The sequence below is a fragment of the Glycomyces paridis genome (assembly GCF_004912155.1).
GTDB lineage: Bacteria > Actinomycetota > Actinomycetes > Mycobacteriales > Micromonosporaceae > Glycomyces > Glycomyces paridis.
The window spans coordinates 19531-31593 of sequence record NZ_STGX01000003.1; the positions used below are offsets into that span (position 1 = coordinate 19531).

The 12063-nt window shown below is 71.4% G+C and carries 10 protein-coding genes; 7 read left to right on the forward strand and 3 right to left on the reverse strand.

The features are described 5' to 3' along the window. Positions 1 to 12 precede the first annotated feature (12 nt). The gene (locus tag E9998_RS04280) at positions 13 to 1278 is read right to left on the reverse strand and encodes a hypothetical protein (RefSeq protein WP_136528478.1); all 1266 of its coding nucleotides are present in this window, start codon (positions 1276 to 1278) and stop codon (positions 13 to 15) included. Between the two features lie 104 nt (positions 1279 to 1382). Between E9998_RS04280 and E9998_RS04285 the strand changes: the two genes are divergently transcribed. The 3 genes from E9998_RS04285 to E9998_RS04295 all read left to right on the forward strand — a co-directional run bounded on the left by E9998_RS04285 (position 1383) and on the right by E9998_RS04295 (position 4311). Beyond that, entirely contained in the window at positions 1383 to 1649 is a 267-nt protein-coding gene (locus E9998_RS04285; RefSeq protein ID WP_204745254.1) for a helix-turn-helix domain-containing protein, read from the forward strand. 174 nt (positions 1650 to 1823) lie between these two features. Beyond that, positions 1824 to 3818 (forward strand): ABC transporter ATP-binding protein, encoded by a 1995-nt coding sequence (locus E9998_RS04290; protein WP_136528804.1) that lies wholly within the window; start codon positions 1824 to 1826, stop codon positions 3816 to 3818. Positions 3819 to 4107: 289 nt separating this feature from the next. Then, on the forward strand, positions 4108 to 4311 hold the full coding sequence (locus tag E9998_RS04295) for a cold-shock protein (RefSeq protein WP_030161360.1): 204 nt from the start codon (positions 4108 to 4110) through the stop codon (positions 4309 to 4311). 64 nt (positions 4312 to 4375) lie between these two features. On the opposite strand, the gene E9998_RS04300 is transcribed toward E9998_RS04295, so the two are convergent. Both E9998_RS04300 and E9998_RS04305 read right to left on the reverse strand, forming a co-directional pair. Continuing rightward, positions 4376 to 5614, reverse strand: coding sequence for a TolB-like translocation protein (locus E9998_RS04300; RefSeq protein WP_136528479.1), 1239 nt, complete (start codon positions 5612 to 5614; stop codon positions 4376 to 4378). Then, on the reverse strand, positions 5607 to 6200 hold the full coding sequence (locus E9998_RS04305; protein ID WP_240037499.1) for a SigE family RNA polymerase sigma factor: 594 nt from the start codon (positions 6198 to 6200) through the stop codon (positions 5607 to 5609). Before E9998_RS04305 ends, E9998_RS04300 begins: the two co-directional genes overlap by 8 nt. 153 nt (positions 6201 to 6353) lie before the next feature. On the opposite strand from E9998_RS04305, the gene E9998_RS04310 reads away from it, so the two are divergent. The 4 genes from E9998_RS04310 to E9998_RS04325 all read left to right on the forward strand — a co-directional run bounded on the left by E9998_RS04310 (position 6354) and on the right by E9998_RS04325 (position 11894). After that, on the forward strand, positions 6354 to 7400 hold the full coding sequence (locus E9998_RS04310) for a GNAT family N-acetyltransferase (protein WP_136528481.1): 1047 nt from the start codon (positions 6354 to 6356) through the stop codon (positions 7398 to 7400). Beyond that, positions 7397 to 8443 (forward strand): GNAT family N-acetyltransferase, encoded by a 1047-nt coding sequence (locus E9998_RS04315; RefSeq protein WP_136528482.1) that lies wholly within the window; start codon positions 7397 to 7399, stop codon positions 8441 to 8443. Before E9998_RS04310 ends, E9998_RS04315 begins: the two co-directional genes overlap by 4 nt. A 94-nt stretch (positions 8444 to 8537) precedes the next feature. Next, on the forward strand, positions 8538 to 9557 hold the full coding sequence (locus E9998_RS04320; RefSeq protein WP_136528483.1) for a GNAT family N-acetyltransferase: 1020 nt from the start codon (positions 8538 to 8540) through the stop codon (positions 9555 to 9557). A gap of 204 nt (positions 9558 to 9761) precedes the next feature. Next, positions 9762 to 11894 (forward strand): DEAD/DEAH box helicase, encoded by a 2133-nt coding sequence (locus E9998_RS04325; RefSeq protein WP_136528484.1) that lies wholly within the window; start codon positions 9762 to 9764, stop codon positions 11892 to 11894. The last annotated feature ends 169 nt before the right edge of the window (positions 11895 to 12063 follow it).

Below are 12063 nucleotides of genomic sequence, written 5' to 3' on the forward strand. Positions count from 1 at the left end.
TCAGCCCGAGGCTCAGCCTGAATACATGAGCACGACGGCCGCGCACGCGCCCGCCGCCGCCGTCACCAGCGGCACCTGGACCGAGCGGCGCCGCCGCCTGCCCGGCTTCGGCGCCGACTGCGCTGCGAGGCGCTGCACCGGCGTCGTGGAGGCCACGATCAGCCACGGGCACAGGGCGATCCACCCGTATTCGGGGTGCTCGGGGTTCGAGCCGCTCAGCGGGGCGATCATGAGCGCCAGAAGCGGGCCGATCATGAGCGGCCACGCCGGGCCCGTCCCGAAGCGGCGCAGGCTCTCCACGATCGCCGGACCGCACGCGACGCACACGAGCGCGGGCATGAGCGCCAGCCACCACAGCTGGCCCGGGTGGGCCGCGATCTCGCCGACCGCCGCGTTGTAGGTGTCGATGAGGCCGTACGGCCACGAGGTGCCCAGGGCCGCCGCCAATGCGAGCACGGCCAGGGCCGCGCCCGCCGAGACGAGGATCTGCGCCGGGCGTCGGCGCGCGAAGTACAGGCACAGCAGCGAGACGGCGAACCAGGCCGCCCCGTAGGACAAGAGCGCCGCGATGCCGAGGAGCCCGCCCGCGGCGGCCGCGCCCCAGAACGCGTCCGCGCCGCGCACGCGCCGCTCGGAGACGACCGCGCCGCACGCCAGGACAGCCGCGCAGGCCGCCGCGGCGACGCCGTCCATGCCCAGGGTCGTCCAGGCCGCCCAAGGGCCCAGGATCAGCAGCGGTGCGAGGGCGCGGGCCGCGACGGGCCCGCACACCGACTTCGCCGCGATGAGCGTCAGCGGCACCGTCAGGCACGAGAGCGCGATGACCGTGATCGCAAGGCCCGCTTCGGAACCGCTGTAGGACACCAGGAACGCGATCGCCCGGTGGGCGCCGTCGGTGGCCGTGGAGGTCGTCGTCGGGTCCACATTGGTGTGCAGTGCCGCCGACCAGGTGATGGAGGCGAGATAGGACGCCACCAGCAGCGTGGTCCAGGACATGCGGGCCGCCGCGGGCCGCGAGGCCGCGACGAGCACGGCCGCGGCCGTCAGCGGCGCGACGACCATGCCGACCGTGACGTGCAGGGAGAGGTTCTGCGCGGGCCACCACGGCAGCGTCGCCGGTCCGACCACTTCGGAGGTCGACACCGCGACCGACGCCATCGTCAACGTCGCCACCAGCAGCGACAGCCAGATCGCGATGTCGCGCAGCCGACCGTGGCGGGGCCCGGCCGGAGCGAGGGCCTCGACCCGGTCGGTGAAGGAGGTCTGCGGTGCGGTCACGTTACGAAACTATCGGGTATCCGACACAACCGACCGCCGGGCGAGAAAAGTCCGGCAAACTTCACAACGTTCCCTCATCACCCTCCGTGCGTAGGAAAGAACTCATGACTCCCGAGGTTCCACTTCGAAGCGGCGCCGACCAGCCCGGCACCGTCTCCGACACCCCGAGAACAGATCCGAACCGGCAGGTCCGCGGGGACGAGCGCCGAGCGCTCACCGAGCGCGTGACCAGCGCCTACCGCCAAGGGCAGAGCATCAGGGTCATAGCCTCAACGATAGGCCGCTCCTACGGCTTCGTGCACCGCCTCCTCGCCGAGGCGGGCGTCGACTTCCGCACCAGGGGCGGGGCCCGGAGGGCGCTCAGGAAATAAACCGGGCGCCGCAGGGCGTTGAGGGGTCGGGAAAACAGCGGCGACGTACAGTTGCCGGGCTGCATTCCGGCTCGCGGGCGCCGCCCCGGCGCGCGAGCCCCGCCACGACCGCCCAAGCCCCACCCCGCCGACGAACGCACTTGGGCCAGCACCACAGGAGGCCCGGTGTCATCGATGGGATCTGCCGGCTGGGACGCCATGCGCTCCATGCGGCGCGCTGACGACCTCAAGGGCGTCACCCTCTCCAGCGGCGTCAAGCGCCGCATCTTCCGCTTCGCCCGGCCCTACCGGCGCGACATCGGACTGTTCCTCGCGCTGGTGACCGCCATCGCGGCCATCGGCGTGGCGACCCCGGTCCTCGCCGGCGACATCGTCAACGAGCTGACCGGCGCCGACGGCACCCAGCGGGGCGTCATCACGCTGGCCGCGATCATCGCGGGCCTGGCGGTCGTCGAGGGCGCCATGAACCTCGCCATGCGCTGGTACGGCGCGAAGCTCGGCGAGGGCATCATCTACGACCTGCGGCGCTCGGTCTTCGACCACGTCCAGTCGATGCCGGTCGCGTTCTTCACCCGCTCGCAGACCGGCGCGCTGGTCTCGCGGCTGAACACCGACGTCATGGGCGCGCAGCGGGCCTTCACGAGCACGCTCTCGGGCCTGGTCTCCAACGGCATCGCCGTCGCGCTCATCATCGCCGTCATGTTCTTCCAGTCCTGGCAGATCACGCTGCTGTCGCTGGTGCTCGTCCCGGTGTTCATCGTCCCGGCCAAGTGGGTCGGGCGCAAGCTCGCGGCGCTCACCAAGGAGGGCTTCGACCTCAACGCGGCCATGCACACCCAGATGGCCGAGCGGTTCAACGTGGGCGGCGCGATGCTCGTGAAGCTCTTCGGGCGCCCCGAGAACGAGTCGGCCGAGTTCTCCGGCAAGGCCGACCGCGTGCGCGGCATCGGCATCACCACGGCCATGTACGCGCGCACCTTCATCGTCGCGCTCACCCTCGTCGCGGGCCTGTCGCAGGCCCTCGCGTACGGCCTGGGCGGCGCCCTGGTCTTCTCGGGGCAGCTGAGCGCGGGCACGGTGGTCACGCTGGCGCTGCTGCTGACGCGCCTGTACGGGCCGCTGACGGCGCTGTCGAACGTGCGCGTCGACGTCATGAGCGCCCTCGTGAGCTTCCAGCGGGTCTTCGAGGTCCTCGACCTCAAGCCGCTCATCCGCGAGGCTGAGGACGCGAAGGACCTGCCCGCGGGCGCCGCCTCGATCGTCTTCCGCGACGTCGACTTCCGCTACCCGGGACCCGACGAGGTCTCGCTGGCGAGCCTGGAGGACCTGGCCCGGCCCGACCGCTCCGACAACGGCCGCCAGATCCTCACCGGCGTCTCCTTCTCGGTCGCCCCCGGCGAGCTGGTCGCCCTGGTCGGTCCCTCCGGCGCGGGCAAGACCACCACGGCGGGCCTGGTGCCGCGCCTGTACGACGTCTCGGCCGGCGCGGTCGAGGTCGGCGGCACCGACGTGCGGGAGTTGACCTCGGCCTCGCTGACCGAGCACATCGGCATGGTCACCCAGGACGCGCACCTGTTCCACGACACCGTGCGCGAGAACCTCCTGTACGCGCGGCCGGGCGCGACCGACGAGGAGGTCTGGGAGGCCCTCGACCGGGCCCAGATCGGCGCCACGGTGCGCCGCCTCGAATCCGGTCTCGACACCGTCGTGGGGGAGCGGGGCTACCGCTTCTCCGGCGGCGAGAAGCAGCGTCTGGCGATCGCCCGGGTCCTGCTCAAGGCCCCGCCGATCGTGATCCTGGACGAGGCCACCGCCCACCTCGACTCCGAGTCCGAGGCCGCGGTCCAGCGCGCCCTGGACTCGGCCCTGGAGGGCCGCACCTCCCTGGTCATCGCCCACCGCCTCTCCACTGTCCGCCGCGCCGACCGGATCGTCGTCCTGGAGGACGGCGCCGTGGTCGAGACCGGCACCCACGACGATCTCGTCGACCGCGGCGGCCTGTATTCCGAGCTGTATAAGACGCAGTTCGCGGAGCGCAGCGGAGCGAACAGTGAGTACGGCGCGGGGAGCAGCGGAGCGAACGATGAGTACGGCGCGGAGCGCAGCGGTGTTGATTCCGACGCCGAGTTGCCAACGGGCCGTGGGGAACCGGTCGGCGGCGCTCGCTAGGACGCCTTCTCGGCTTTTTAGGTGACCTGAATCACATATCGCTACGGGCGAACTGCGGTCCGCGCAGGTCAACCCCCCGACGCGAGGATTCGTTATTTTGAGGGATGCCGTGTGAGCAGGGATACTGTAAGGTCCAAAGACCGCTTCGGTTCAATCTTCGCCGAAGGGGTGAAGCGCCGGTGAACGGCGGCACATCTCGGACCGCGACGCCGGTTCCCCGCCCGGGAGGCGACCCCCGGGAGCGGACGGGCGGCGGGTCCGAACATCAACATCGCAAGGAAAAGCAGTAATGGCGCAAGGCACCGTTAAGTGGTTCAACTCAGACAAGGGCTTCGGCTTCATCGCTCCCGATGGCGACGGCCCGGACATCTTCGTCCACTTCACCGCGATCACCGGGAACGGCTACCGCTCCCTGGAGGAGAACCAGCGCGTGGAGTTCGACGTCGAGCAGGGCAAGAAGGGCCCGCAGGCCGCGAACCTGCGCGCGCTCTAAGCAACCTATAAGCCGAAGCCGCTGCCCTTCACCTGAAGGACAGCGGCTTCTGTGGTGCCGGGCCTCAGCCGGTGAGGTAGGAGAGCAGCTCCAGCTCGCCGTCCAGGAGCCCCGTGAGGGTCCGCTCGTCCGCGATCTCCCCGGCCGGGTCCACGAGGTACAGGGTCCGCACCCCGCCGTCGTCCACCAGCTCGATCATCGACCCGTCGGCGAGGAACACGACCTGTTGCGTGTCGCCCTCGACGGGCAGGTCCAGTTCGTCACCGGTCGCGGTGTCGACGTAGAAGTCGCAGGTCCAGGCGTCGATGTCGCCCTCCTCTTCGAAGTAGTCCTGGGCGCAGACCTCCCCGCCGTCGGCCGAGACTCCGGTGGGCCACCACAGGTCGTCACCGCCGATGACGTGGTCGGCGAGGCCCGGCAGCTCGGTCGCGTCGGAGCCGTCGGGCCGCATCACCGTGGACGAACCGTCCCAGAGGAACTCGCCGTCCGGCAGCCAGACCGCCCCGCAGGCCAGCGCCTCGGGCAGTTCGGTCAGCTCGCCGGTGCTCACGTCGAGCATGTAGCCCTTCGCGTTCTCGAAGCCGACCGGCTCGTGGAAGAGGACCTTGTCCGAGTCGGGCGACCAGCTGATCGGGCAGTGGATCGGCTCGACGGAGATCACCTGCTCGGTCGCGAACGCGAACTCGTCGGGGCCCTCGTACCGGTAGTCGTTCAGCTCCACGTACGCCGCACTGCACATGTCGCCCCGGTCGACCGTGAGGGCCCGGGTGCCGTCGGGGGACGGGTGGAACAGGTAGTCGCGCGGGACGTCCAGACCGGTCGTTTCCTCCTCGCCGTCCCCGGTGCGGACTTCGTGGGTATACCGTTCGCCTTGCGCCGCATCGGTCACGTGGAACAGCATCCTCCAGGGCAGGTCTCCCGCGAGCGCCGCCGGCTCCGACTCGCCGCGGCCGGGGAACGCGTACCCGTTGTCCCCCCAGTCGCCCGGGCGGACCCCGCAACCGGTCGTGACCGTCTCGTCCTCGGGACGCTCCGTCTCCACGGTGCTGTCGTCGACAGGGCCGGTCTCGAACGTGGTCGGGTCGTCGGCCGGCGGGACCGCGTCCGCGTTCCGGGTGCCGATGAAGGCCGCCGCACCGGCGCCCGCGAGCGCCAGCGCGCAGACCGCGGCGATCGACCCCGCCGCGAGGCGGCGGCGGCCGATGGTGCGGGCGCGCCCCAGCGCACCCGATGCCAGGTCGCGAGAAGGTCCGGGCTCGTCTCCCGCGATGCCTTGCAGCAGTTCGCGAATCGAGTCAGGCATTGGCCTCTCCCCTCATGGTCACGAATTCGGCCTCCCAGCGGTCCACCCGCTGGCCCGAGTCGCCGAGGACGACCAGTTCGGGGAAGGAGGTGCGCAGCCGGCGCAGGCCGCGCTGGACGCGGGACCGCAGCGCGGTGACCGGGCAGTCGAGGATCGCGGCCGCGCTCGCCTCGGTCTGGTCCTCGAAGTACCGGACCACGATCGCCGCCCGCTGCTTCGCGGGGAGCGACAGGAGCGCGGCGTGCACCGCCAGGCGCAGCGCCGTGTCGGCCTCGCCGTCGACGCCGTCTGGCTCGGGCACGGCGTCGGTCGCGATCTCGGCGACCTTCCTGCGCCGCCAGCGGCTCACATGCAGGTGGTACATGGTGCGCCTGGTGTAGGCCTCGGCGTTCGCCGTGCGGTGCAGGCGCTTCCAGGACCGCCAGGTCCGGGCGAGGGCGTCCTGCACGAGGTCCTCGGCGAGCCCGCGGTCGCCGGTGAGCAGGAAGGCCGCGGCGCACAGGGCGCCCGACCTCGCTCTGACGAAGTCCTCGAACTCGCCCTGCCGCGTCGGCGGTGCCCCTGAAGGGACGGTAGATCCGCTCACGATCGGTTCCATTCCACGAGAAAAGCTTGGGTACCCACCAAGACGAGCAGCGGGGCGGCCGGCCGTATCCTACGAACGGCCCGCCATCGCCGACCGAACGGACGATACGGAAACGCGATTGAAACCGCCCCGCCCACCGGTCACACTGAGGCCGTGCGGATCATCGAATTCGACAAGGCCAGGCCCGATCTGATCGACCGGACCTTCGCCCTCCTGACCGCCGCCCACGAGGCCGACACTCCCGAGAACCCCGAGCCCGTCGAGCGGTTCTACAAGACCATGTTCACCCACCTCTTCCCCGGCCGCCGGAAGCACTGGTTCGCCGCCGTCGAGACCGGCGACGACGGCGAGGAGCACGTGATCGGCCTCGGCCGCGTCAACTTCTTCCTCGACGAGAACCAGGACTTCGCCACCTTCGCCGTCACCGTCCATCCCGGACACCGGCGCCGCGGCCACGGCGCCGCCCTCCTCGCCCACGTCGAGCGCTTCTGCGCCGAACAGGGCCGCACCACCGTCGTCACCGCCGTCCCGATGTACTGGGAGAACGGCCCCGAACGCGACGAGACCGGCGCGCGGGCCCTCGAACGCCGCGGCTACACCCGCGCGCTGACCACCGTCAACCGCCGTAGTCCCGCCGCACCGTTCGGCGCCGACGAGGAGACCCGCCGCTACGACGAGGCCCGCGCTAAGGCCGGCGACGCCTACGAACTGCGCCAATGGGCCGGACCGGTCCCCGACGACCTCCTGATCACCATGTGCCGCATGGAGACCATGATCATGAGCGAGATCCCCCTCGGCGAACTCGACCTCCAGCCCGAACAGGTCGACGCCAAGAAGCTCCGCGGCAGGGAGGCCGTCAACGCCGCCGAAGGCCGCGTCAACGTCCACTCCGTGGCCGTCGACCGATCCACCGGCGAAGTCGTCGCCTGGACCGAGATCGGCGTCGACGAAGGCGACCACGCCGACGGGCACCAGGGCATCACCATCGTCGACCCCGCCCACCGCGGCCACCGCCTCGGCCTCCTCCTCAAACTCGCCAACCTCCGCCAACTGCGCGAGCGCTTCCCGCACGTGGCGTGGATCTGGACCGACAACGCCGACGTCAACGCCCCGATGATCGCCATCAACGAGCTCCTCGGCTACGCCACCGTCGACGCCAACGCCGAATACCAGCGCAAACTCGAAGCGCCGTCCGCATGAGCCCCGGCCGCCTGAGTCCCAGCCGGCTGAGGATCGACCGCGTCGAAGCCGCCGACACGGCCGCGCTGGCGCGCGTGGCCGACCTCTTCGAGCGCCAGCGCGCCGCCGAGACCCCCGAACTCGCCGAGGTCCCCGAACGCACCTACGCCGACGCACTCCGGCACCCGCCGCCCGACTCCGCGTACCGGTGCCACCTCGCGACCGACGGCGGCGACGCTCTCGGCGTCCTGTGGACCTACCTGCCGCAGAAGGAGAACCGCCACTACGTGGAGGCCGACCTCGTGGTCGACCCGGCCCACCGCCGCCGCGGCGTCGGCTCCGCGCTGCTCGACCTCCTCCTGGAGACCGCCCGCGCCGAAGGCCGCACCGAGATCGTCGTCCTCGCCCGCATCGCCTGGCAGGGCGGCCCTGCCCGCCCCGACGACGGCCCCCGGTTCCTCGAACGCCGCGGCTTCACCGCCGCCCTCACCGAGGTCGACCGCAGCCTCGACCTCGCCGCGATCGACCACGCCGAGGAAGCACGCCTGTGGGCTGAGGCCACCGAGGCCTCCGGCGGCTACGAAGTCGTCTCCTGGACCGGGCGCAGCCCCGACCGCTACGTCGACGGTCTCGCCCGGATCGACTCCAGGATCTTCGCCGAGATCCCACTCGGCGACGTCGACCTGCGCCCCCGCGAGGTCGACGCCGACTTCGTGCGCGCCAGGGAGCAGAGCGCCGAGGCCAAGGGCGACCGCCTCATCCGCACCATCGCCGTCCCCGCGGGCACCGACGAGGTCGCCGCCAACACCGTCATCTACGCCCGCGACGACGATCCCGAAGCGCACCAGGCGATCACGATCGTCGACCCGGACCACCGCGGCCACCGCCTCGGCCTGCTCGTCAAACTCGCCAACCTCCGGCTCCTGCGCGAGCGGTTCCCCGAGACCGCCCGCGTCTGGACCGGCAACGCCGACACCAACGCCAACATGGTCGACATCAACGACCGGCTCGGCTTCCGCCCCGTCGACGCCCGCGTCTCCTACCGCCGCGACCTCGCCGCCTGACCGCCGCGGCCCCGCCGACCGGCGGGGCCCGGCCGTCCGCATCGGATTCTAAATTCGGTTGCCGCAGGTCATTCCCGTTGCCCACACTGACGGCATGGAAATCATCGAACTCGACCCCGCTGACGGCGACCTCGTCTCCGGCGCCTTCGAGGTGCAGCGGGCCGCCCACGCGGCCGACGGCCCGGAGAACCCGGCGCCCCACGCGGGCAACTTCGCGAAGGGCCTGGTCAACCCGCCCCCCGACGAGGACGAGGCCTACTTCGTCGCCGTCGAGGACGGCACGGTCGTCGGCTACCTCTACATCGGCCTCCCCAACCGCAGCAACCTGCACTTCGGCTGGGCCTACCTCATCGTCCACCCCGAGCACCGCCGCCGCGGCGTCGGCACCGCGCTCCTGGACCACTTCCTCGCCTACGCCCGCGCCCGCGGCCGCACCGAGGTCACCCTCGACACCCATATGACCTGGGAAGACGGCGTCGAACGCGACAAGGCCGGGCAGCTGTTCCTCGAGAAGCACGGCTTCAAGCTGGCCCTGACCGTGATCAACCGCCGCTGCGCGGTCGACGCCCTCGACCCCGAGACCGAACGCGACCTCCTCGCCAAGGCCAGGGCCGCCGCGGGCGACGAGTACGAGATCATCTCCTGGATCGGGCGCACGCCCGAAGAGCTGGTCGAGACCATGGCCCGCATCGACTCCACGATCCTCGCCGAGGTACCCCTCGGCGACCTCGAACTCGAACCCGAGACCATCGACGCCGAGATCAAGAACGCCCGCGCCGACCGCAACGCGGCCATGGGCGTCACCCCGATCCAGACCGTCGCCCGCCACCGCGCGAGCGGCGAGGTCGTCGCCAACACCGCCGTCTTCACCTACGACGACGACGCCTACACCGACGCGTTCCAGGGCATCACCATCGTGGACCCGGCCCACCGCGGCCACCGCCTCGGCCTGCTGCTCAAACTCGTCAACCTCGCGCTCGTGCGCGAGAACCGCCCCGGGGTCGCCCACATCTGGACCGACAACGCCGACGTCAACGCGCCGATGATCGACATCAACGTCGTCCTCGGCTACGAGATCGTCGACGCCGGAGGGGAATTCCAGATCAAGCTCTGACCCGGACGGCACCCGAAAAGGTGTCTCCAGGCACAAGCCGACCGTGGAGGTGGCAACCCGCCCTCGCGGTCGGCTATTGTCTTTAGCTGGCCCTCAAAGTGGCCCGATCAGGCGCGTCCCGCCCCATCACCGTCGGCTTATGGTGAACCTCAATCTCCGCGGAACGTGCGTCATTTACGAAGTCGTTCTCGCGGAAGGCGAACCATGACTCTTGACCCGACTGTGCCGGATGCTGCCATCAGTGAATCCGACACCGCACTCGAAACCACTGAAACCCCCGAAACCACCGCAGCGCCGGCCCCCGAGGCCGCCCCGGTGACCGAGGCCCCCACCGCCGAAGCCGCCCCGGCCGAAGCCGCGACCGCCCCGGTCCAGACCGAGGCTCCCGAGGTTGCGACGGCTGAGGCCGAGACGGCTGAGGCCCCCGCGGCCGAGACCGCCGCCGAGGAGTTCACCGTCGCCACCGACGAGGTCGACCCCGCCGAGACCGGGCCGACCTTCGAAGAACTCGGCCTGCCCGAGAAGATCAGCGCCGCGCTGGCCGAGCAGGGCATCGTCACGCCCTTCCCGATCCAGGCCGCCACGATCCCCGACGCCCTGGCCGGGCGCGACATCCTCGGCCGCGGCCAGACCGGTTCGGGCAAGACCCTGGCGTTCGGCCTGCCGACGCTGTCGCGGCTCGCCGCCGGCGGCCGCACCAAGGCCAAGCGCCCGCGCGCCATCATCCTCACTCCCACGCGTGAACTCGCGATCCAGGTCGCCGAGTCGCTCCAGACCTTCGGCGACGCCGTGGGCATCGACATGAAGGTCGTCTGCGGCGGCACCGCGTTCTCGCGTCAGATCGACGCGCTGCGCGCGGGCGTCGACATGCTCGTCGCCACGCCGGGCCGCCTGCGCGACCTCATCCGCCGCGGGGAGTGCTCGCTGGAGGACGTCGAGCTGGCGATCCTCGACGAGGCCGACCAGATGGCCGACATGGGCTTCCTGCCCGAGGTCGAGGAGCTGTTCGACATGCTCCCCGTCGGCGGCCAGCGCATGCTCTTCTCCGCGACACTGGAGAAGGAGATCGACGTCCTGGTCAAGAAGTACCTTTCCGACCCGGTCACCCACTCGGTGGACCCGTCGGCCGGTTCGGTCACGACCATGAGCCACCACCTGCTGCTCATCGGCCCGCGCGACAAGGCCACCATGACCGCCGCCGTCGCGGCCCGCCCGGGCCTGACGATGGTGTTCGTGCGCACCCAGCTCGCGGTGGACCGCATCGCCGAGGAGCTGCGCGAGGCCGGCGTCAAGGCCGAGGGCCTGCACGGCGGCATGTCCCAGGTCGACCGCTCGAAGGTCCTGGACCGCTTCAAGAACGGCCGCCTGGACGCCCTGGTGTGCACCGACGTCGCCGCCCGCGGCATCCACGTGGACGGCGTCGACATGGTCCTCCACGTCGACCCGCCCAAGACCCACAAGGACTACCTGCACCGCGCCGGCCGCACCGCGCGCGCCGGGCAGTCCGGCCACGTCGCGACCCTCGTGCTCCCGCACCAGAACCGCGGCATGTTCAGCCTCATCGAGCGGGCCGGCGTCGACGCGCAGCGCCACTACGTGAACGACAACTTCGACGCCGAGCTGACCGCGCTCATGGGCGCCCGGAACTTCACCGACCTGCGCGCCGTGGCCGCCGACCACCAGGCCTCGCAGAACGACGCCGAGGCCGCCCGCCTGGAGTCGCAGATCCAGCGCCTCCGCGAGGACGCCGAAGGCCTGCGGACCGAGGCGACCCGTCTGCGCGAGCAGGCCGAGCGCGAGATCATCGAAGGCCCGACCAAGCGCCGCAACGACCGCGGCGCGCGCAGCGAGGACCGCGGCGGCTACCGGGGGAACCGTGAAGGCGGCGACCGCGGCGGCTATCGCGGGAACCGTGAAGGCGGCGGCTACCGCGGCAACCGCGAGGGCGGCGACCGCGGCGGTTACCGCGGCAACCGTGAAGGCGGCGACCGCGGCGGCTACCGGGGGAACCGTGAAGGCGGCTACCGCGGCGGCAGCGAAGGCGGCGGCTACCGGGGCAACCGTGAAGGCGGCGGCTACGGCAACCGCGACGGCGGCTACCGCGGCAACCGCGAGGGCGGCGGCTACGGCGACCGTCCCTCGCGCGGCGGCTACGGCGACCGGGACAACCGGGGCGGCGGCTACCGCGGCGGCAGCAGCAGCGGCGGGTACGGCGACCGTCCCTCCCGCGGCGGTTACGACAACCGCGGCGGCGACGACCGTGGCGGTCGCGGCGGCTTCCGCGGCGACGACCGCGGCGGCTTCCGAGGCGACCGCGAGCGTCGCGACCGCTGGTAGGCATTGACAGAGCGAGCGGCCCCGGGGTTTCCCCGGGGCCGCTTCGCGTTCCGTTGCGGGCCGGGCCGTCTCGCTGCTCGGTGCGGTGTTCCCGCAGCAGTGCTCTCGATCCGGACCGCCGCGAGAGACTCGCATAGCCTGCGGCGCAAGGCGTCCGACCTGCGGCGAG